Below are 21778 nucleotides of genomic sequence, written 5' to 3'. Positions count from 1 at the left end.
CCCCCGGTTAAATACTGCGCTGGTTAACCCAGGCCGAAAGTTCAGCGGCGCTTTCTTTGCGCTCGCGGTAGCGATCGACCAGATAACCCGAGCGCCCACGCGTAAGCAAAGTGAACTTCATCAACTCTTCCATCACATCGACAATACGATCGTAATATGACGAGGGTTTCATCCGTCCGTCTTCTTCAAACTCCATATAAGCTTTGGCGATGGATGACTGATTGGGAATGGTGATCATCCGCATCCAGCGCCCTAAAATGCGCATCTGATTAGCCGCGTTAAAAGACTGGAAGCCCCGCTAACCTGCATCACCACCAGGGTTTTCCCCGCGCCTTCCGTTAAGGGGATCCAGTCTATTTGGGTTTTCATGATACCCGTCATGGCGCCATGCCGCTCGGGAGAACACCACGCCATACCTCCGACCAACGAACCAGCTCCCTAAGCTCCTGAACTTTGGGATGGCTATCCGGCGCGTCATCCGGCAAGGGGAGCCCTGAAGGATTAAAAATGCGGACGTCCGCACCCATGGCGGTAAGCAGACGAGCGGCCTCTTAGGTCGCCAACCTGCTGTATGAGCGTTTGCGTACAGAGCCATACAGCATCAGAATGCGTGGCGCATGTTCTGACGCTTCCAGCCCCAGCTTGTCCTTGCAGACGAGGGCGTCGAAAGCTTCAGACAAAATATTGGGCAGGTTATCTTTTATTTCTTTCATTAACATTCTCAATCCTGGCAAGGGCTACAGACATAACATCGGGCGACAATAATTGAGCAAACGCCTGCAACGTCACCTTTTGATTTTTTGACTACATAGCGGAGTGGGATCTACTAACCAAGTTCTTCCAACTGGCGTTGTAAAGAAAGGCGGTCAAGTTTCTCAAAGGGCAGGCTTAAAAACAGCCGGATGCGAGAGGCAATTTGCTTCTCTATTTCCACAAACGCATGGTACATAGCTTCTGGTCCCCCCTCGGCATGTGCGGGATCTTTAAACCCCCAATGGGCGGTCAATGGTTGTCCCGGAAATACCGGACAGCCTTCGCCGGCAATTTTGTCACACAGCGTAAAAATGAAATCCATTTTTGGAGAGTCGACGTGCTGATACTGCAACAAGTTTTTGCTGGATAAATAGGATGTGTCGATCCCCTGACTGTTTAACACCTCGAGCGTCAATGGGTGTGGCGCAGAGGCAGGATGACTGCCGGCACTAAATGCCTGGAATATCCCGCCACCGAGCTGATTCATCAATGCTTCAGCAAAAATGCTTCTGGCAGAATTGCCCGTGCATAAGAAAAGAACATTGTATGTTTTACCCATCATAGCCACCTTTTCAGCCTCGAGTGAAGGTCGTTTATGCTCCCTTGCCAGACAGTGAAGAAATCTCACTGTCTGGCAAGGTGGAATTACTTGGTTACGCGCTGCCCCTGCGCATCGATCACCTTTTCACCATCTTCTTTGGTAAATTCACCTTTTTGCGCATCCGGTAAAATATCCAACACCACTTCAGAAGGGCGGCACAGTTTGGTGCCGAGCGGCGTCACTACAATAGGGCGGTTAATCAATATGGGATGCTGAAGCATAAAATCAACCAATTGGTCATCGCTCCATTTGTCCTCTGCCAGCCCTAACTGCTCATAAGGCTCTACATTTTTACGCAACAGGGCGCGCACGCCGATGTTCATATCGGCAATGAGTTTGAGCAGTTCATTACGGCTTGGCGGTGTCTCAAGGTACAAAATTACCGTAGGTTCAACACCGCTGTTGCGGATCAATTCCAGGGTGTTACGCGAGGTACCGCAGGCGGGGTTATGGTAAATCGTAATTACGCTCATAAATGACTCTCTTTTTAAGGTTAGCCCGTGCTTGCTGGCGCGGGCAGTTGGCTGAGTAAGTGTGCTGGCTTCTAAACAGATAAGCGCAATGCCAGCGCCGCCAGAGTGACGAACAGCACCGGCAGCGTCATGACAATGCCCACCCGGAAGTAATATCCCCAGGTGATTCTGATGTCCTTTTGCGCCAATACGTGTAACCACAGCAAGGTAGCCAGGCTGCCGATAGGGGTGATTTTAGGGCCCAAATCACTGCCAATGACATTGGCGTAGATCATCGCTTCTTTAATCACACCGGTGGCCGCACTGCCGTCTATGGACAATGCGCCCACCAACACCGTTGGCATATTGTTCATGATGGAAGACAGGAACGCCGTGAGGAAACCGGTGCCCAGAGTGGCGGCCCACAGTCCCTGCTCGGCGAAACCATTGAGTATCGTTGACAGGTAATCGGTGAGCCCGGCATTACGCAGCCCGTAGACCACCAGGTACATGCCCAGTGAAAAAATGACGATCTGCCAAGGCGCACCGCGTAACACTTTGCCGGTATTGATGGCATGTCCTTTCTTAGCCACGATAAACAGGATCAAGGCACCGACGGCGGCCACCAAACTGACCGGGACACCCAGCGGCTCCAGCCCAAAGAATCCAACCAGCAATAGCACCAAAACGCCCCAGCCTGTTTTGAATGTTTGGGGATCGCGTATTGCCTCTTTTGGCGCTTTCAATTTGGCTAATTCATAGGTGGCGGGGATGTCTTTGCGGAAAAATAAATGCAGCATTACCAGCGTAGCGATGATCGCGGCGATATCGACCGGCACCATAACCGAAGCGTATTCGTTGAACCCCAGCTTAAAGAAATCGGCTGAGACAATGTTAACCAGATTCGACACGATAAGTGGCAAGCTGGCTGAGTCGGCGATAAACCCTGCAGCCATCACAAACGCTAACGTGGTGCCTTTACTGAAGCCCAGCGCCAACAGCATGGCAATCACGATCGGTGTCAGGATCAATGCCGCGCCATCATTGGCGAACAATGCCGCGACTGCCGCCCCTAATAACACGATATAGGTGAACAACCAGCGTCCTCGCCCATTGCCCCATCGGGCGACGTGAAGGGCTGCCCATTCAAAGAACCCAGACTCATCCAGCAATAAGCTTATGATTATCACGGCGATAAAGGTCGCGGTGGCGTTCCAGACGATATGCCACACCGTGGGGATATCGCCGAGGTGGACAACTCCTGAAAGTAAGGCGAGTACAGCCCCGAGCATCGCGCTCCAACCGATCCCTAACCCTTTTGGTTGCCAAATGACCAACACGATGGTCAGGATAAAAATAGCCGCAGCCAGCCACATAAAACCTCCCATTGGGCAAGCTTAGGCCTGCCCTTGTTTATTATTATTCCGATTTACCAGCAAGACGGCGCAGTCGTTCTATGCCGACAGGTTCGTCTCGCTGTAATGGAATGAGCGCTACCCGAGATGCCAGCTCATTCTGAACCTTGTTTATCTGAGTGGACTCATGCTGAGCCCTCATCAACAAGAGCGGTGATGTCGTTTCGGCGGCGCTAAGACAGTTATTGATTATCCAGGCCCAAGGTTCAATACCAGCACGCCGGAGATCAGTCTGCAGATTGGCAGCCTCCAGAACGGGGGTCGTTTCCGGTAACGTGACTAACACTATTTTGGTACGAGCAGGATCCTGCAGTTGCATCATAGGTGTCAGATAATGGCCATTTTCACCCATCCGTTTTGCCACTTCGCGATGATAAGCACCGGTAGCATCCAGCAGCAGTAAGGTATGGCCGGTGGGAGCCGTGTCCATCACGACAAAACGTTTTCCCGCTTCCCGGATCACCCGGGAAAAGGCTTGAAATACCGCGATCTCTTCCGTGCAAGGGGAGCGTAAATCCTCCTCAAGCAGTGCCCGGCCTTGCGCATCCAAGTCTTTACCTTTGGTGGTGAGCACATGCTCACTATAACGTTTAGTTTCACTGTGCGGGTCGATCCGGCTGACTTGCAGGTTATCGAGCTGTCCATGCAGCGTGCTTTCGATGTGCGCTGCCGGGTCCGAAGTTGTCAGGTGGACATCTAATCCTTTGTCGGCCAGCGACACGGCGACGGCAGTGGCTAGTGTCGTTTTGCCAACGCCGCCTTTTCCCATCAGCATGATCAACCCGTGATCATTCTTAGCCATCTCCTCAACCAAGGCTTCCAGCGAAGGGAGTTGTTTCAACATCTGACGTGGTGTGGTTGAAAAAGTAGACTGGGGATCTTGAACCCGATTCAATAAACGACGCAGGGCTACTACGCCAACCAGATTTTCCTGTTGCAGGGGGAGCGTATCACTTGGGAGGACGGCAAGTACCGCAGGCAAGTTTGACAGAATACGCTGTTCACGTTGGTATAACGCGTTCGCCAATTCGTCGTGGGCAGCTTCTTCGGCCGGCATTACCCCATTGATCACCAGGCACTGGTGCTTCAACCCCACCTGAAGCAATTCTTCATGCGTGCGGGCAACCTCAATTAACGTCGAATGTTGGGCGCGAGTGACCAAGACCAAACGCGTTTTTGCCCCATCAGCCAGCACCGATAAAGCATGAGAATAACGCTCTCGTTGCTTTTCCAAACCCGCCAATGGTCCCAGACAGGAGGCACCATTGGGATTGCTTTCGATAAAACTACTCCAGGCACCTGGAAGCTGAAGCAAGCGGATCGTGTGGCCGGTTGGGGCGGTATCAAAAATGACGTGGTCAAAATCTCTCAACAACGCTTCATCTGTCAGCAACCCTGTGAACTCATCAACGGCTGCAATCTCTGTTGTACATGCCCCAGAGAGTTGTTCTTCAATGCTACGTACGATCTCGTCCGGCAACACGCCCTTTACCGGTGCAACGATGTGATCGCGGTATTGTTGTGCTGCGGCCTGTGGGTCTATTTCCAGTGCGGTAAGGCCAGAAACGGTAGCAATTGACGTTAACGTGTTACCAATCTTTTGCCCGAAAACCTGACCCACATTGGATGCAGGATCTGTGCTGACCAACAGAACACGATTCCCTTCATCAGCCAGTTTGATTGCGGTTGCGCAAGAAAGTGAGGTTTTACCTACGCCACCTTTACCGGTGAAGAAAAGGAAGGTGGGGACATTCGCGAGATACTTCATTGCGTTCTCCTTTTAATCAACGAATTCAGCAGCAGGAGGTATTGCCACCACAGCAACCTTTAGCAGCAGCGACGCCCACTTTTTCAAGCGGGATTTGGAACCAACGTGCCAAGTCTTGTCGGGTAGGGTAGCGACCCGACATGACGAATTCCCCCTCCAACAGGATTAGTGGCAAACTTTCGGCACCGGAACGATCAAGAAAGGATTTTGCAAGTAAATTCTGAACAAAAGCCATCGGCTGCTGCGACAAATTAAAACGCTCAACGGCAATGCCATGCTGTTTTAACCACGCTACATCTGCCGAGAATGAAACCAATGCCTGATCAACATCGGTGCCACATACACCTGAACTGCAGCAAAGCGCAGGATCATACACAGATAATGTTTTCATCATTCATCCTTACTGATTGATTTAAAATACTGTTTCACCAATGCGCGCCAATTCTTTTTGTAGTGAGGTATCAGTACTGGCGAGTGTTGACGGAGGTAGCGCCAAAAAGGCTTCTATTCGATGCCTGAGAATGCAATAGGCTTTTTCAAAAGCCGCATCGATTTCTTGCTCAGTCCCTATCGCTTTGTCGGGATCTTCTACACCCCAATGTGCTCTGATGGCTGGAGCCAGGTAGGCAGGGCAGGTCTCACCAGCAGCATTGCCACACACGGTGATCACGATATCAGGCGTTAGCGGTAGGTCATCCCAGGATTTGCTGTAATACCCTTCAGTCGAGATGCCTTCTTTACGAAGCAACTCGAGTGACCGCGGGTGAACCTCACCTTTGGGCTGGCTGCCAGCACTGATGGCAGTGTGTGTTGACAAGGCAAGAGTATTAAACGTCGCTTCGGCCAAGATTGAACGACAAGAATTACCGGTGCACAAAAATAGAATATTCATATCACCACCAATCAAATGCGTTTTTTCGAATATGAAAAGGTAAATTTTTTAATTAGTTAGAGGCAAACAGCTTTCCCGCCAGTCGTTACACTATTGCGTGCGACACGTCTCGCTAATGAAGATATTTCGTCTTTCTGGCACAAATAGGCCTGTTCGATGATAGCGGCTGCCCACGCCGGCATATGCGGTGAAAGTCGGTAGTGGATCCATTTACCATCGCGCCGATCAATCAAAAGTCCACTTTCACGCAGCATTGAGAGGTGGCGGGAGATTTTTGGTTGCAATTCCTCAAGCGTAGCTGAAAGTTCGCACACGCAGAGTTCACCTGACTCTCGCAGCAGCAGCACGATTTTCAGGCGAGTCTCATCAGAAAGGTTTTTAAAAAGTTGGAGTGAGGTTAATGAGATCATAAGAACACCCTGATTGACAATTGTCACCATCTTATCCTTGCCTCGTATAATGTCAATAACATATTTGATTTATCGAATTTGAACGACTAGCCTTTAAGTAGGCAATAGGAGGTTTATATGCGTATAAAAAACCTAGTTCATTGGATGTTCAGCAAAATTCCAGACTCTGTGTTTAACCAACTTTCCAAACTAACATTCGCAGAGACGGATGGGGTGGCCCAGGCTCAAATGCTGCTTCATAGACATGAGCGCTGTTCAGCAAAGGATGTCAGCAGTGTTCCGAGAACTGATAAGGAGGGGCTATAAAGAAAGAGTGTTTCGGTGAATGATTAGGATCTAAAATGTTGCGACGAATTAATTTAAATTTGTATTTATTCTAGGGGTTCGCAATTTCTTGGCTAGTATCATGTTGATTTATTTAATTAATTCTGCGTGTCGATATTAAACATAGTTGCTATTTCCCTATTCCATAGAAATAGACTTATGTATTGATAATAAAAATTACTCCTGAAGAGGTATGACAAGTACGTCTATATTCAATACATTGATTGCATTTCGGGCCGCTGAAAATAGATTACTCCAGATGTCATGATGATGACCAAAAATAAACAGATCGATATCCTTCTCGGTGGCTGCGAGGTTCAATTCGTACGCCAGCTCACCACGTCGGATAATGATCTCAGAAATGGGGTAGGTCGCAGCCGAAATCATGGGCTGCATCTCCTGGCGGAGCGCAGCTTCGAACTTTTGCTCAGAAAAGTTATGCACCATTCTGCCGAGTTCGGAATAATAGTAGCTATGGTGTTCGTCTACATAAATCAGCGACAACTTCGCGGACAATGCTGTAGCCAGCGAGACACCTTTATCGATAAGCATGCGTTCCTCATCCAACAAGGATGTGGCAATCGCAATATGTTGATAGCTCATATTTCCTCCGTACCCGCAGTCATGGGAATGACCAGAACGTCAACCTCAAGGTTATTGATGGCCTGGCGAGTGGCGGAAAACAGATTGCTCCACAGATCCTGATGATGGCCGAAAATTATCAAGTCTATCCCGCGTGCCAGGATCTCCCGACGCAAAGCCGGAACCAACTCGCCGGTCACCATGATGGCATCCGGTATCGGATAAGAGGAGCGTAATGCCAGCGCAGCCAGCGCCTGCTGGGTTGTGACATTGGTGGGAACTTCACCGTCATAGTGGTAGGTCTGTAAACCCATTGCTGAATAGTAAGGGGCATGGTGAATATCGACGTGAATTAATGACAGCTTGGCTCGGGTCACCTTGGCCAATGCAGCCCCTTTTTCTATCAGGCGAATATCCCCATCACTGAGGTCAGTGGCAATAACAATATGCTGATAACTCATGGTGCCCCCCTATCGGCGAACATGACGCCCGTATCGAGTTTGCTCCACACTGTCGTTGCTCGCTAAACGACCATTAACAATTAGTTTAGTATAGAAACGACTTTGCTGATGAGAAGCAAGATAACGGAAACATTAAACATTGCTCGCTATAGCGTGGGTGTTTTGCGATAGGTGACGGGATAAAAGTGTTAGGGTTGCAGTGACTGGACGATCAAACGGGCGTCAATAAAGTAAAGGAAAAACAACACTCCACCAATCGCGGCGACTATGGCCAATGTTTCATTCATGCGAAAATGAATACCTCAAGAAAGTGGAGATGAAAGCCCACAGAGGTGGGCTTGAAGAAGCCATTAATTACATCAAAAAATTGCAAAAAGGTCATGAGGGATTGCGAACCCTGAGTGACTATTTCAACTTAGGATTATTCGTGATGAAGGGCAAGCAAGTAGATATTAATAGATGGGTTTTAAGATAAAACTCAGTGGCGGTGCCGGGGAGCAGTTAAAAAAAACCCGCACAAGGCGGGATGAAAGATGATAACTGAATCCATTCGTTGTTGACGTTCGAGGCTGTTATTGTCGTCAATTGACGACAATACTGCACTGGGTTAGTATCGACAAGTGGGTCGTCGATAAGAAGTGAGAATATTCTGTCTTGTTGAGCTACGCCGAGTAAATGGTGGCTTCTGGCCTATTGGATGGTCGATATGACGACTCTCTGCCTTTGAGAGCGGAACTGCTGCGCGAATTAATGCATCAGAAAGGCGCACTCATTCTGATAGTCGTTATCAGATCCCCCCGGATCGAATGAGTGCGCCTCTCGATGTTACAGAATTCAGAAAAGGTGTATCACTTGCAATCTTGAGGCAGTGGGGGCGGGCACATTCCTAGAATAATTACGGGTTAACACCAAAGAACGTAGTTATTTGTCCCCGGAGTTATTTCCGGGGACAAAAATCACCTCAGCATTAAGAGTGGGATTTTTGTTTTTTCCAACATGGCGGTGGTATTACTGCCGATAAAAAATCGCCGCAACGGTGAATGACCATAGGCACCCATCACGATCAGATTAATGGCATTTTCATGGGCGTGACGGCAGAGCGCCTCGGTAACGGATGAGCCTTCCAGTATGTGGTTTTCGGTCGCGATGCCAGCCGCTTGCAGCACACTCTGTGCTTCCTGCAAGGTTCGTGTATCCCCCTTAACCATCACGATGTGGCAAACCAGACCATTGAGTAGCGGGCTAAGTGTCAGGCGCGTCAGGTTTTTGCGACTCTCATCGCTGCCATCATAGGCGAACATAACCTTGGACGGTGGGGAATAAGCCTCCGGCACGATAAGTACCGGTTTTTTCTGCAGGCGAATAATGCTTTCCAGGTGGCTGCCAACCGGGTTCTGCGTTCCACGGCGGCCCAGCACCATCAGGCGAACATCCCCTAAATCAGCCAGGATTTCATCCAACGCGCCATGTTTTTGCAGTAATTGAACATCAGCATGACCGGCATCATTCAGCAACGCCGCACAACTAGCCAGTATGGCTTTGCCCTGCGCCATTAATAACCGACTACGCTCTCCTTCAACTTTCACCAGCTCTTCGGTGAGATACGCCTGGCTATCAATGCCGATGCTTCCGGTCAAATCTGATACGGCAGGGTGTGCATCTTTCTCCAGTACGTGCAGCAGGGATAGCGGCGCATCCAGCAAGCGGGAGGCCCAGGCCGCGTATTCGCACACCGGTCGGGTGGACGGCGAACCGTCAACACAGGCAATAACGGTATTGTTCATCTCTGTTCTCCTGTCTGTTAATGGCCGCCCATCAATTTTTCCACTTCTTCGGGTTTGTCATGCACCCCGAAGCGGTCAACAATAGTGCGGGTAGCCTGATTCATTCCGCGGATTTCCACGTCCGTGCCTTCGCGACGGAACTTGATTACCACTCTGTCGAGTGCGCTGACCGACGTGATGTCCCAGAAATGAGCATGCGAGACATCAATGACTACGTGCTCCACCGCTTCGCGAAAATCGAAGTGGTTCATGAACCGATCGGCAGAGGCGAAAAACACCTGGCCGGTTACGGTGTAGGTCCGTGTTGACGGTTTAAGTTCGGACGACACCGCCATAAAACGGGACACTTTGGTGGCAAAGTTCAGAGACGCAATCAACACGCCGGTCAAGACGCCATACGCCAGATTGTGTGTCGCCACCACCACCGCAACGGTCGCCAGCATGACGACGCTGGTTGACAGCGGATGACTGCGTAAGTTGGTGATTGAGCGCCAGGAGAAGGTGCCGATGGAGACCATGATCATGACCGCCACCAGGGCCGCCATTGGGATCTGAGAGACCCAGTCGCGCAGGAATATAATAAGGCAGAGCAATACCACACCCGCAGTTAGGGTAGAGAGCCGCCCGCGCCCTCCGGATTTTACGTTGATCACCGACTGGCCGATCATCGCGCACCCTGCCATGCCGCCGATAAACGAGGTGCAGACGTTGGCGATACCCTGCGCCTTGCATTCCCGATTTTTATCGCTCGACGTATCGGTCATGTCATCCACAATGGTTGCGGTCATCATCGATTCAAGCAGCCCCACCACGGCAAGACCAACGGAATAAGGTAGAATAATCAATAAAGTATCGAGATTGAGCGGAACGTCGGGTAACAGGAATACCGGCAGGCTGTCCGGTAACTTGCCCATGTCGCCGACGGTGCGTATATCCAGATGCATCCACATGGTGATCCCGGTCAGCACGACGATACAGACCAGCGGCGAAGGGATAGTTTTATTAAGGTACGGGAACAGGTAAATAATACCGAGACCGACTGCCGTCATGGCATAAACGTGCCAGGTGACATTGGTCAACTCCGGCAACTGCGCCATGAAAATGAGGATCGCCAGGGCGTTCACAAAACCGGTAACCACCGAGCGGGAAACGTAGCGCATCAGGCTGCCAAGCTTCAGATAGCCGGCCAAGAGTTGGAACAGGCCAGTCAAGACGGAAGCCGCCAGCAGATACTGCAGGCCGTGGTCTTTCACCAGCGTCACCATCAGCAATGCCATCGCACCGGTAGATGACGATATCATCGCCGGGCGACCGCCAAAAAAGGCCATGACGAGGGGGATACAGAACGCGGAGTAGAGTCCGACTTGCGGGTCAACGCCGGCGATGATGGAAAAGGCGATCGCTTCTGGAATAAGCGCGAGCGCGACAACAATACCGGCGAGGACGTCTCCACGGACGTTACCCAGCCAGTCCTTACGCGTCGAGGACAGCAACATAGTATTTTCTCGATTTTTGAATACAGTCAGCCCGTAAAGGGCAAAAAATTTAGATACGGTAAAGCACATCCGCAAAAGGGATGTTATAGAGTGCGTGCTGAGGATTACTCAGTACGGCAGAGGAGGGAGGAACTCAGGGTGGCGTAATACGCATGGTCGTTTTTATTACTCCTTGATGGTCGGTGTGTACACCTTCAGTGGTGAGAAAAACCAGGTGGTGGTGTTCAACGCAGGTCACGAAGTTTGCTTGAGCAAACCGCTTACTACTATAAATGAAATTTAAACGGGATCAAGCGAGAGAAAATTGGGACTACCCCTATCTTGACAGTTCACCATTTTGCTTTGAAAATAAACAGGCTTACTCGTTGTCTTCGGACAACCACCAATGCTCAGTGGGTCTGTGATGAGCGCCTTCGGGTGACCTAGCTGTCAGTCGACAGCCACCAATGGTCCAGTCACTTGTGAGGACCGCCTTCGGGTAGTGATAAAAGAACGCTTCCGTAGCTTGAAAGGGAGCACGCCGTTTACGGTGTAGTACATCTGCCCGCCTTTGAGAGTAGACATCACCGTATGGTGATTAAGGCTGTTAACATCTGCGCTTTACCTTCCAGGGCATAATTGTCCCTGTTGTTATAACCATCCCCCTCTGTACTTATCCTGACGGAAAACCTATCCCGTCAGGGCTGGTGTTATTCGTCTTTCTATCAGGACTGACACTATGAACAGAACGAACCTTCTCTGTGTCGTTGTTTCATTTGTGAAACACCAGACTGAACAGCTGCTTCCTCACGTGAGTGTCGGAGTCAGCTTGGCCAGACTGGAAGAGGATGCATTGCTTTTGCAACGTATTCTTGTCGACCTCGAACAGGCGGCTCGGAATATCCAGAGTATACGGAGTTCTGAGGATAAACTGGTTATCGATCAAACAGTGTTCTGGGCAGCACATGCGTTGGGACACCGTCAATTTTATGACCGTGTGAATCAGCGGCTCCTGCGAATGGGTTTGCGGCAAGCGATTAAGCTGGGCAACCAACTCGACCCGGAACTGTGGCAGTGTGGTTGGCAAAGTGGTTATGACGATGCTTACGGCAATGACATAGAAGCCAGGGTAGATCTGGAGCAAAGCAGTATTTGTTGAACCCACACCTTTAACCATCGTCTGATTGCGCTTTCAGCCATCAGTTCCCCAGGGAAATACCTTTCCCCTGGGATTGGTGTTTCCCTTTTTTACAGGAGAAACACCATGTCTGTACTTTCACAATGGCCTTATCAGCCAGAACTCCAACTCATAGACCGTCTGCGCGCGTTTTGGCACCGAATACAACGGAGCCAGCCAAGTGCGGAGGACCTCATTGATACCGAGTGGTTCACCAACGAAACAGGCAATGTCAGCTGTAAAGCCGTTATTTACCCAATGACTTCCGGCGGCTGGGGAGCGACTGTCGTTTCGCGTAACGGTTATCACAAGGGGGATTTTTCCTACGACTATAAATGCTTTACGACCCTCTTCCCCTCTCAGGTCGCCGCGCTGCGTGCAGCTGAACAGCTTGCAAAGCAGTTTGTCTGTCTGCGTCATCGTTACTATTACGGTGTAAAACACCTGGTATGCGTGCCGGCGGCGTAAGCGATAGGCAGTAACACACCCTGACGGGGATTTATTCCCGTTCGGGGATAAATCCCCCTTTATTATTTCCGGAGGATTTATCGTGAATATGAACGTAGCCTTTTTAACAACAGCGCCTCAGTCACTTACTCAGGATTTGTGCGATCTGGCGAACCTGGAAGGGCATTTGTTGGCCGTACGCGCGCTGATGCGTCTCGATACGGGTAATGAAAAGGGTGAGGGTGAAGCCTACTCGCTTAACCAATGTGGGGTGGCTAATGCCGCCTACCGTTTTGGTTTTGCCTGGTATGGGGGACGCTTCGACCGTTCAGCCTGCGAGCCGCTTATCAATGTACTGCACACACTCGGGACCGCTATCGATCCGGCAGTATGGAAGAGTTGCTTTGATGAAGGGTGTAATGACGCAGAGATTGAACAGGAACAAGTGAACCTGATCTCACCCATGTAGTACGCACCGTCGGTCTTGTTGAGCACAACAGGACTTCAACGAGTTAACCGATTTTCCCTGGAGGGGCCTTCCCCTTCCGGGGAAGTCCGTCTCCAGAACACAGGAGACTTACCATGTTGCATTTTGACCCTGCAGAACTGCGCGCTGTCGTTGCTGAAATCCGCGCCAATCAGTGTGCGCTGGTGTTGGCCAAAGACGATGGCGTCTATCTGATGCCGGCCGTGGGTGAGCGAAACACCACTGGCCGTATTAAACACCTGGCGTATGCCGACGGTTGTAATCCTCAAAAGGATGATGCCTGGTATGAGACGTCCCGGCAGCTTGTCGGCGGTGATGACTTTGGCGAGAAGCTGGTGCTGACCGACAGTTGTATCGAACGAATACTGTCACAAGGGCATGAACTCTGGATACACCTGTTACCCGAGACGGTCTATATGCACGTCGCTGCGGTTAACTGGGTTGGCGTCGCCGACTTCCGTTGTATGACCGCCCGCATGCTGCAGCTGGCCGAGGTCCATTACTCGGTCTGTGTCAGCCAGGATGAGTTTAAAAGCTGGCGTGAGCGGGCCATCAACCTGCTGGCCACGGCCTGCCATACCGATTGCAAGCGGGCAAAGCCCGCCGATCGGGAAGACTATCTGGCCATGTTCGAACGGCTGAAACAGCGTGTTGACTCCGTTAACCCGAAAGGGGCGCTGCGTTACCCCGCTTTCTAACCATTTTTCTGTCCCCTGGGGCGTATTCTTCGCCACCGGGGGAGGAATGCGCCTTTTTTACGAGGAGCACTCCATGAAAAAAACATCATCACGTCGGCCGGCAAAAGCCCGTCGAGAACGTCCCGACTTATATCAGCAGGTGACGGACAAAATCATTGTCGCCATCGAGACGGGAACCTTGCCCTGGCGCAAACCCTGGCGGACCGACAAGGCCCGCAGCGCGTCGACGGCCATCATGCCGCAGAACGGCACGACCGGTTACCACTACAGTGGCGTGAATGTGCTGCTGTTGTGGATGGCCGCGGATGAAAGGGGCTTTCACTCTAATCGCTGGCTCACCTACAAGCAGGCGGAAGCCGTCGGTGGCCATGTGCGTGCTGGCGAAATCGCGACCCTGGCCGTGGTATTCAAACCCTGGGACAAGCAGGTGGAGGATGCGGACGGCCGGCAGCTGTTTGACGAAGAGGGGAACCCGCTGAAAACGCGAATACCCATGCTGAAGCCGCTGTACCTGTTTAACGTTGCCCAGTGCGACAACCTCCCGGAAACCGTTGTCGGCATTACGCCGGCAGAGGAGCCGGAAGAGGAGGGGGCGTTGGTCGATGCGAAAACACAGGCTCAGGTCAGCACCCTCGTTGAGGCCTGCGGCGTTCGGGTTGAACAGGTTTACCAGGACAGGGCATTTTACTCCCCGCTCCGCGACCAGATTGTCCTGCCACAGGTTCAGCAATTTCGAACCGAGGTGGATTACTGGTCGACGTTATTGCATGAACTGGTGCACAGCACCGGTCATGCAACACGGCTCAACCGGGAGGGGATCACGTCTTCCACCCGCGCGTTCGGAGACCCGGTATACGCGTTCGAAGAACTGGTGGCGGAGCTGGGCAGTGCATTTATGTGCGCACAGCTTGGCGTCTTTGGCGACGTACGGCACGACAGCTACCTCGAGCATTGGCTTAAGGTATTACGTGAGGATAAGCGCGCGCTGTTTCGGGCGGCCAAACAGGCCCGTGAGGCGTCAGAGTTTCTGCTGAAGCCCCTGGTGGTACCGGTGATAACAGATCCTGCCGTTGCGGCATGAGGAGTTAGGTGATGACGATTGAACAGTGCTATTGGCAGACCATTGCCGGCAGGCTACTGGCCAAATACTTTGGTCTGACGTTAAACGATACCGATCTGTGTGAAGCAGAGTGCGTGATGGCTTTGCAGGAAGTGGGTGTGCGGCCGTTTGAGGCGATCAACAACCTGGTGGATAAATACCACCTGGTACGCCTGGGCTCCCATCCATTTACCCCATCATCGCCCTATCTGCGCCAGGAGGAAGAACTGGGCGTGATCGGTGAGCATGAACTCTAACGGCAGGGCAGTACCCTTGTCCTGACCATCATGATGTAACACCTAACCCATTGGGGGAGACTTTCCCCCAATGGGGGATGTCTCTCCTTTTTTCTTGAAAGAAGAGGAGAACTACCATGTCTAACTGGTGCAAAAACCGTTTAGTTGTTACCGGCCAATCCGTGTTTGTCGACGAGCTGCAGCAGTGGGTGAATGGCTATGTCGTGCCTGACTACCGCCATGCCATCCAGCAAAGCTGCAGGATGTTCCTGGCAGGCTGTGCCGGCATATTGAAGCCGGCCACGGTAAAACCGGGCGTTTATGTACCTTACCCCGGTTTATTGGCACATCCTGGCGTTTCGTCGGCACAGAACCTGGCTTTTGAACAATGGTTCTGGCTGCTGAAAGCGGATGCACCGCTGACGGCTGAAAATATCCGGCAGATTGAGCGGCTCTACAGCCAGTCCGGGATAGCGTCAGTCAAGTGGGAGAACATTCCGCCACTCGCCCAGGCGCGAATAGCGGATATCATTGAGCGTCAATATGCTGACTGGTTCGGTGTTATGGGCGTTGACAGCAATGTAGATGCCGGCAGCTGTTGGGAGCGATTGGGGAACATGCCCGAGTATACCGTTCCTTGCGACATGCTGATGTTGATCCCCACGCGCCTAGCGGCGGAGCTGAACGGAGCAGGCGGTTCGCTGCTACGTGATGTGCCGGCGACAGCCGATCTGTACGGACGTCAGTACGGGGTTGAATGGCCATGTGGCCATAATGCCGGCTGCGTTCGTGACAGTATCAATGCCTTGACGGTGCATTTTGATTCCCCGTGGTACCCGCCAGCAGGCGAGGTTATCGGGACTTTGTCAACGCAGTTTAGCTGCCAGGTCGAGCATAGCTGGCATATGACAGAAGCCGGCCACAGCGGTTACGACCGCTATGATAACGGTGAGCATGTTGATGGCGGTCGAATAGTACCGGAATTCCTGGGCGGTGAAGTGATCCAACTCACTTACGCTGACAAGGATTCAGTGCCGTTGTCACCTAATGCTGCAGCCAGCTAATCACCGATTTTTGTTAACGCATTAACCTAAGGCCACCGATATTCGGTGGCCTTTTTTTTCCAGTGGGGGAGTTCCCCCACTGCGAGTGGATAAATCGTGCTGGGAAATGCTTTAATGAGTGGACATCGTTTGGTGATATGTACACCGATGAATTGTTTGGAAAACGTGTCATTAACATTGGCTTATTAAATCGATAGATAACAGAAAGGTCTCATTTCAGAGGCCCTTGTTATAACATCGGCAACTTCATTCAGTGGGTTTCTTCGGGTATTAACCTACAGAATAACCACCGTCAACCGTGATAATTTGGCCAATGATAGGGGTCAGTTTGGATATCGAAAATTATTGTACTATAAGGACTTCCCCGGCATGTCAAAGCCGGTATTTATGGTTTCTGTCTGCTCTTCAGTAAAAATAAAGGGGAGAGACTGCGGTACTATAAACGGCCATGATGAATCGTCATCGATTCGGGCCCTGATGAAAGACGCGCGTGAGGTTCTTGTTCGTTAAGCGGATACGTATATCCTGTACAATAGCCAGATAGGCCTCACGGGGTCTAACCCTTTATCATCAACGAATTGCAGGTCAGATGGTTATACAGCTTCGAGCTTTAGTTGACTGAGTACAGCCGGAAATCATCACCGTAATGTAGTGATGCCCAACACAGCCGCGCATTTTTGGCGGCGATGGCCACAACAGCCCGCCAGTACCCTCTGCGCTCAACCAACATACAAACCCAACGGCTGAATGAGTCAGTCCTTTTCCCGGCGCCAATAAGCACTGAACGAGCCCCCTGAACCAGAAGCGTTCGCAGATACGAATCACCGGCTTTTGTGATCCTGCCGAGTTTCGACTTTCCCCCGCTGCTGTATTGTGATGGCGTCAGCCCCAGCCAGGCTGCCAGTTGACGTCCATTTTTAAAATCATGTGCATTACCGATACTGGCGACCAGTGCACAGGCCGTTGTGGGACCAACGCCCTTTAGCTCCATCAGCCGCTGACTGCGATGATCTGTTTTGGCTATGTGGGACAAAATTCGGTCATATTCAGTGATGTTAGCTTCAATGCGATCAACGTGTTCCATCAAATCATCAACACATTGCTGAACCTGAAGCGGTAAAGAGCTCTTCTGCACAGAAACCATGTGACGCAGGGCATCTGTACTTTGTGGGGCGATGACACCGAATTCAGATATCAATCCTCGCAGACGATTATACGTTGCTGTTTTCTCTTCGATAAAACCCTGACGGGTACGATGTAAACACTGCATGGCCTGCTGGCTTTCGTCTTTCACTGGTACGAACCGCATATGCGGACGACGAACAGCTTCACAGATAGCCTGAGCATCAGCTGCATCATTTTTTCCTGATTTTCCGGCCATACGATAAGGCGATACAAACTTAGCAGCCATCAGACGTGGCTCATGACCATACTGCCGAAACAATCTTGCCCAGTAGTGAGCCCCGGAGCATGCTTCCATCCCGATAACACAGGGAGGCAAACTTGCAATTAACTCAGGAAGTGCAGCACGCGATACTTTAGGCTTAACCAGAACAGTTCTACCATTTTGATCAACACCGTGAACAGCAAACACATTTTTAGCAAGATCGATACCGACAGTCGTGATAGTCATAACGAATTCCTCCGGGACGATGTGTACCCCATGATTGCACAAGAGTTAATCAGGCGCATAATCAGGGGAAGTCCCTTCCATTCGTTAAGGCTATTTTTTGACCTTTCGACTTTAGCTGGTCTCAGCCGACGAAACTTACCGGAAGCCGGTATCCGGTTGCTTTTCCATATATAATCGCCTGTCAGATTGATGTGTTCCCAGCCTAACGGGGACAAATGCGACAGCAGTTGCTCGTTGATCTTCACCCCTTTACGCTTCAGGGCATCGACCGCTCTTTCCATATAGACGGTATTCCACAGGGATATGGCAGCCGTCAGCAGCGTCAGTCCACTGGCGCGATAGCTCTGATTTTCCGGTTTTCTGTCCCTGATTTCACCCAGCCGGTGTAGGAATACCGCACGCGCCAGCGCGTTACGGGCTTCTCCTTTATTCAGTCCCGCCTGTACCCGCCGACGAAGTGCCGGATCGCGGAACCAGTCGAGCATAAACAGAGTTCGTTCAATACGACCAATTTCCCTCAGTGCTTTGGCAAGTCCGTTTTGTTTGGGGTAGCTGGCAAGCTTTTTCAACATCAGGGATGCCGTCACGGTTCCCTGCTTTATTGAAGTGGCCAGACGAAGTACTTCACGCCAGTGAATTTCGATCTCTTTCAGATTCAGGCTGGTCGTTGATATCAGTGACTGAAGCGCCGGGTATTGGTCTGCTTTCCCTTTGATAAACAGCTTTTTGTCGTGGAGATCCCTGATCCGCGGACAGAACGCAAATCCCAGCAGATGCATCAGGGCAAAGACATGATCGGTGAAACCAGCGGTATCGGTGTAATGCTCCCTGATTTCCAGGTCGCTTTCGTGGTACAGCAAGCCATCGAGCACATGGGTTGAATCCCTGACCCGGCTGATTATGCAGGTGTAAAACGGGCTGTATTGATCCGAAATATGGGTATAAAACTGACGTCCAGGCTCTTGCCCATATTTCGGGTTAACCTGCCCTGCGTAGCGGCCTGAGCTGCCTGTTCTGAAATTCTGTCCATCTGATGATGACGTTGTCCCGTCTCCCCAGAATGCCGCCAGTGGTCTTTTCCCCTGCGCGTTTACCAGCTCTGCGAGGGCGGCTGAATAGGTTTCGTCGCGGATGTACCATGCCTGGATATCTTCCAGTGATGATTTGGTGCTTCCGGGGCAGGCTTCCGCCATTTTGGTCAGGCCAAGATTGATGCCATCCGCAAGGATGGTGGTGAGGAGCTGGCGGGTATCGGGACGGGTAATGTCATTTTTTATATGCGAAAAATGTCGGGTAAACGCCGTCCAGCTGTTTACCTCATCGAGAATTTCCGTGATTTTAGGGCGCGGTAGCATGCTGTAAACCAGCTCTGCCAGCGGTGAAACCTGTACCGGGACGCAGTTATCCAGCGGAGAGACTTTTACTCCCCTGTCAGATATTTCGACATCGGGCTGCTCACCAAGGGCAGCCATGGCATTGACCTCTTCAAGTCTGGACTGAAGCAGAGTCTTACGGCTGGTAATGTACTCATGATAATCAGCAGATACGGGCAGGGGCAGCGCCGGTGTGAGTTTGTCAAAGTCCTTTTCGGGAATGAGGTAATCATCAAAGTTTTTGTAGCGGCGTGAGCCTTTAACCCAGATGTCCCCGGAGCGCAATGCACCCTTAAGCTCGCTGAGCGCACAAAATTCATAGTACTGCCGGTCAATACCCGCAGGTGTAATCACCACTTTGCGCCAGCTTTCAGGGACAAACTCAAGCGGCGCTGTCGCCGGAACTTTACGCGACTGCTTCCGGTACATATCCTTGATCACAACCAGCGCATCAGCCAGAGGTTGCGCTGCCGGGGTTGCGATTAACTGTAAAGCGGACAACATGCGCGGGGCATATTTCCGTAATGTGCTGTATTTCTCGGTAATAATATGTAACGGGTCAAAATTATTTTTTCTGGCAAGATGGCGTGTTTCCTCCAGACTGGCGACAAATTCAGGCCATGGGAGTATGTTTTCTATTGCGAGCCATGGATCGCCACCGGAATCACGAGCTTCAGACAGTGCCTGGCCGACATCTATGTACTGCCTCAGTTTTGACTGGATTAGCTTTCCGGTCTGTTGAAGGCGCTCAGCCTGTGTTCTTTTGGCTTTGCTGAACAGGCTGTTCAGCATGCGTTCATGCAGCTCAATCACTTCATCTGTCAGTGTGGCTCTGGCTTCTTCCAGCACGCACACCAGGATCGCATGACGGCGGGCTGCTGAAAATCGGGTCAAATCCCGGCTACTCATCTTTCGGCCTTCCCGCGCCAGTTTCAGCAACCGGTTCTGGTGAATGGTACGATCTATACCTTCAGGTAATGCCAGCGATTAAATGCTACTGAGCCGATCAAGGTGTTGCAGCACGTTCTTACCATTGATTTTACCCGGCGGTTGCAGAAGCCATGTCAGCCTGGAAGGCTGATTATCTGAGGACTCAAGTAAACGATCCAGGGCATCCCTGTGAGCCGGAGTTAACGGGGCATTCAGGGTCTGAAATACGATTTTATCGCCGCCAGCCATGGCCTCCGCACAGGTACGCTCCACGACATCAATCGCGGGAATTATCACGTTGTTCTTCCGGAGCCAGACCAGCAGTTCTTCGGCCAGGAGAATACCTTTATCGGTGCGCGTCGCCATCGGCAGCAGGTGTGTAATACAGTCCTGCTGTATTTTTCCGGTAAACGCTTTTACGCCAAGATAGCGGTACAGTTCGGTTAAATGTTCGCGTCGCGTGGTTTCCCTGCCGGAAAGGTAAGCAGGCCAGAGATCCCCGGTAAGTTTTAGCCTGCTGGCGATATGCTTCAGCAGCGCATCAGAGGGTGGGATTTTTTTATCCGGTGCAAAGCCGACATTTTTCAGATAGCAAAGAAGGACGGCAAAACCAAAACGACTGGCGGGTTTACGGTGAGCACTGATAAGCGCCAGATCATGCTCACTAAAATACGCCATTCGTGTCAGCGTTAACTCATCGTCCGGTAATGCCAGTAATGATTCTCTTTCCGACAGAGAAAGAATCTGCCTCCTTGCCATATAGTTTCCCTCATAAATTATTTGATGCGGAATTTTTAACAAAAATGGTATCGCATAAGGGTACACCCTGACGGTATAACCAAAACGTGACATCACACGATTTATGCCATAACCTATATGCGATAGATTAAATGCAATAACTTAAATGCGATATTATGGCGGAAAAATGTTCATCAGAGCTTATTTAAGGGCATCGACGGAAGATCAGTTCGCTGACCGGGCAAAAGAGATGCTGGAGCAGTTCGTTCAGCAGCGGGGACATAAAATCGCCAGCTACTACCGGGAGAATATCAGCGGCACAAAACTTGATCGCCCTGAGCTGGGGCGCTTACTGATGGACAGTCACCACAATGATATCTTGCTGGTCGAACAGATAGACCGTCTGACCCGTCTGAGCAACAGCGACTGGCTGACGCTGAAAAAGCAGATAGAAAAACATGAGCTGCGGATTGTCAGTCTTGATGTGCCCACCTCATGGCAGGCGCTGTCAGATAAAGATCCTTCGCAGGCGGACCCGATTACTCGCGCAGTAATAACCGCCATCAATAACATGCTAATCGACCTGATGGCCGCGATGTCGCATAAGGACTGGCTGAGCCGCCGCCAGCGGCAAAAACAGGGGATTGAACGGGCTCATACACTAGGTAAATACCAAGGTAAGCAAGCTGATCGGGAGCGTCACCAGAAAGTACTGTATTATCGGCAGGTTAAGAAATTGAGTATTCGTGAAACCGCAGATGCAACAGGTTACAGTGCTTCGCAGGTATGTCGGATACAAGCGCTGTATAAAAATAATGAATTTTCCTGAAAGGCTGGAATAACGGTGTTTATTGCGATCATTGCATAGGCGTCATAGTTAGGGCTTGTTAATGACTAGCAGCCTGGAAGTACGCTGTGTGCCAAATCCAAAAATAGTCATTCACACCCTGAATCACTTTAAAGTGATTCAGGGTATGCG

The 21778-nt window shown here is 51.1% G+C and carries 21 protein-coding genes and 2 pseudogenes; 9 read left to right on the top strand and 14 right to left on the bottom strand.

Annotation, left to right across the window (positions count from 1 at the left end):
* Nucleotides 1–7 precede the first annotated feature (7 nt).
* The 10 genes and pseudogenes from arsH to HV127_RS02775 form a co-directional block, all read right to left on the bottom strand.
* A pseudogene (arsH, locus tag HV127_RS02820) lies at nt 8–620 on the bottom strand (arsenical resistance protein ArsH); the annotation flags it as partial.
* 206 nt (nt 621–826) lie between these two features.
* Complete coding sequence (locus HV127_RS02815) at nt 827–1315, bottom strand: arsenate reductase ArsC (RefSeq protein ID WP_182234944.1); 489 nt, start codon at nt 1313–1315, stop codon at nt 827–829.
* Between the two features lie 83 nt (nt 1316–1398).
* Nucleotides 1399–1827 (bottom strand): glutaredoxin-dependent arsenate reductase, encoded by a 429-nt coding sequence (gene arsC, locus HV127_RS02810; RefSeq protein WP_049274209.1) that lies wholly within the window; start codon nt 1825–1827, stop codon nt 1399–1401.
* A 71-nt stretch (nt 1828–1898) separates the two neighbouring features.
* Nucleotides 1899–3182, bottom strand: coding sequence for an arsenic transporter (locus HV127_RS02805; RefSeq protein WP_182234943.1), 1284 nt, complete (start codon nt 3180–3182; stop codon nt 1899–1901).
* Nucleotides 3183–3225: 43 nt separating this feature from the next.
* Nucleotides 3226–4989 carry an arsenical pump-driving ATPase gene (gene arsA, locus HV127_RS02800; RefSeq protein ID WP_182234942.1) on the bottom strand — a complete coding sequence of 588 codons (1764 nt, stop codon included), beginning with the start codon at nt 4987–4989 and terminating at the stop codon, nt 3226–3228.
* A gap of 25 nt (nt 4990–5014) precedes the next feature.
* Complete coding sequence (gene arsD, locus HV127_RS02795) at nt 5015–5380, bottom strand: arsenite efflux transporter metallochaperone ArsD (RefSeq protein ID WP_072270384.1); 366 nt, start codon at nt 5378–5380, stop codon at nt 5015–5017.
* 21 nt (nt 5381–5401) lie between these two features.
* On the bottom strand, nt 5402–5881 hold the full coding sequence (locus HV127_RS02790) for an arsenate reductase ArsC (protein ID WP_182234941.1): 480 nt from the start codon (nt 5879–5881) through the stop codon (nt 5402–5404).
* Nucleotides 5882–5937: 56 nt separating this feature from the next.
* Nucleotides 5938–6291, bottom strand: coding sequence for a metalloregulator ArsR/SmtB family transcription factor (locus HV127_RS02785; RefSeq protein WP_182234940.1), 354 nt, complete (start codon nt 6289–6291; stop codon nt 5938–5940).
* 501 nt (nt 6292–6792) lie between these two features.
* Nucleotides 6793–7218, bottom strand: coding sequence for a universal stress protein (locus HV127_RS02780; protein WP_182234939.1), 426 nt, complete (start codon nt 7216–7218; stop codon nt 6793–6795).
* Nucleotides 7215–7658, bottom strand: a complete 444-nt coding sequence (locus HV127_RS02775; RefSeq protein ID WP_049274217.1) for a universal stress protein — start codon at nt 7656–7658, stop codon at nt 7215–7217. Before HV127_RS02775 ends, HV127_RS02780 begins: the two co-directional genes overlap by 4 nt.
* A gap of 316 nt (nt 7659–7974) precedes the next feature.
* Here HV127_RS02775 and HV127_RS02770 point away from each other — a divergent pair, with 316 nt between their 5' ends.
* Complete coding sequence (locus HV127_RS02770) at nt 7975–8133, top strand: hypothetical protein (RefSeq protein WP_159108337.1); 159 nt, start codon at nt 7975–7977, stop codon at nt 8131–8133.
* A gap of 481 nt (nt 8134–8614) precedes the next feature.
* Here the strand turns inward: HV127_RS02770 and HV127_RS02765 are convergent, their stop codons facing one another.
* Nucleotides 8615–9442 carry a universal stress protein gene (locus tag HV127_RS02765; RefSeq protein ID WP_182234938.1) on the bottom strand — a complete coding sequence of 276 codons (828 nt, stop codon included), beginning with the start codon at nt 9440–9442 and terminating at the stop codon, nt 8615–8617.
* Nucleotides 9443–9459: 17 nt separating this feature from the next.
* Nucleotides 9460–10938, bottom strand: a complete 1479-nt coding sequence (locus HV127_RS02760; RefSeq protein ID WP_182234937.1) for a SulP family inorganic anion transporter — start codon at nt 10936–10938, stop codon at nt 9460–9462.
* 718 nt (nt 10939–11656) lie between these two features.
* Between HV127_RS02760 and HV127_RS02755 the strand changes: the two genes are divergently transcribed.
* The 7 genes from HV127_RS02755 (at nt 11657) to HV127_RS02725 (ending at nt 16125) form a co-directional block, all read left to right on the top strand.
* Complete coding sequence (locus HV127_RS02755; RefSeq protein ID WP_182234936.1) at nt 11657–12076, top strand: hypothetical protein; 420 nt, start codon at nt 11657–11659, stop codon at nt 12074–12076.
* A gap of 105 nt (nt 12077–12181) precedes the next feature.
* Nucleotides 12182–12562, top strand: coding sequence for a hypothetical protein (locus HV127_RS02750; protein ID WP_142105856.1), 381 nt, complete (start codon nt 12182–12184; stop codon nt 12560–12562).
* An 88-nt stretch (nt 12563–12650) separates the two neighbouring features.
* The gene (locus HV127_RS02745; protein WP_182240541.1) at nt 12651–13010 is read left to right on the top strand and encodes a hypothetical protein; all 360 of its coding nucleotides are present in this window, start codon (nt 12651–12653) and stop codon (nt 13008–13010) included.
* A gap of 113 nt (nt 13011–13123) precedes the next feature.
* Nucleotides 13124–13726: a DUF3085 domain-containing protein gene (locus HV127_RS02740; RefSeq protein ID WP_182234935.1), complete on the top strand. Its 603-nt coding sequence runs from the start codon at nt 13124–13126 to the stop codon at nt 13724–13726.
* A 73-nt stretch (nt 13727–13799) separates the two neighbouring features.
* Entirely contained in the window at nt 13800–14807 is a 1008-nt protein-coding gene (locus HV127_RS02735) for a zincin-like metallopeptidase domain-containing protein (RefSeq protein ID WP_182234934.1), read from the top strand.
* A gap of 11 nt (nt 14808–14818) precedes the next feature.
* A complete protein-coding gene (locus tag HV127_RS02730) occupies nt 14819–15082 on the top strand; it encodes a TA system toxin CbtA family protein (protein ID WP_142105850.1) in 264 nt (87 codons plus the stop codon).
* 116 nt (nt 15083–15198) lie between these two features.
* A complete protein-coding gene (locus HV127_RS02725; RefSeq protein ID WP_182234933.1) occupies nt 15199–16125 on the top strand; it encodes a DUF1281 domain-containing protein in 927 nt (308 codons plus the stop codon).
* A gap of 610 nt (nt 16126–16735) precedes the next feature.
* Here HV127_RS02725 and HV127_RS02720 read toward each other — a convergent pair.
* Entirely contained in the window at nt 16736–17758 is a 1023-nt protein-coding gene (locus HV127_RS02720; protein ID WP_182234931.1) for an IS110 family transposase, read from the bottom strand.
* A pseudogene (locus HV127_RS02715) lies at nt 17755–20820 on the bottom strand (Tn3 family transposase). Before HV127_RS02715 ends, HV127_RS02720 begins: the two are co-directional and overlap by 4 nt.
* Nucleotides 20821–20986: 166 nt before the next feature.
* On the opposite strand from HV127_RS02715, the gene HV127_RS02710 reads away from it, so the two are divergent.
* A complete protein-coding gene (locus HV127_RS02710; RefSeq protein ID WP_182234932.1) occupies nt 20987–21628 on the top strand; it encodes a recombinase family protein in 642 nt (213 codons plus the stop codon).
* Nucleotides 21629–21778: the final 150 nt, after the last annotated feature.

The sequence above is a fragment of the Klebsiella sp. RHBSTW-00215 genome, from assembly GCF_014103785.1.
In the GTDB taxonomy this organism is placed as follows: Bacteria; Pseudomonadota; Gammaproteobacteria; order Enterobacterales; family Enterobacteriaceae; genus Klebsiella.
The sequence above is the reverse complement of the archived record's forward strand: the minus strand, read 5'-3'. Positions and strand labels throughout refer to the sequence as shown.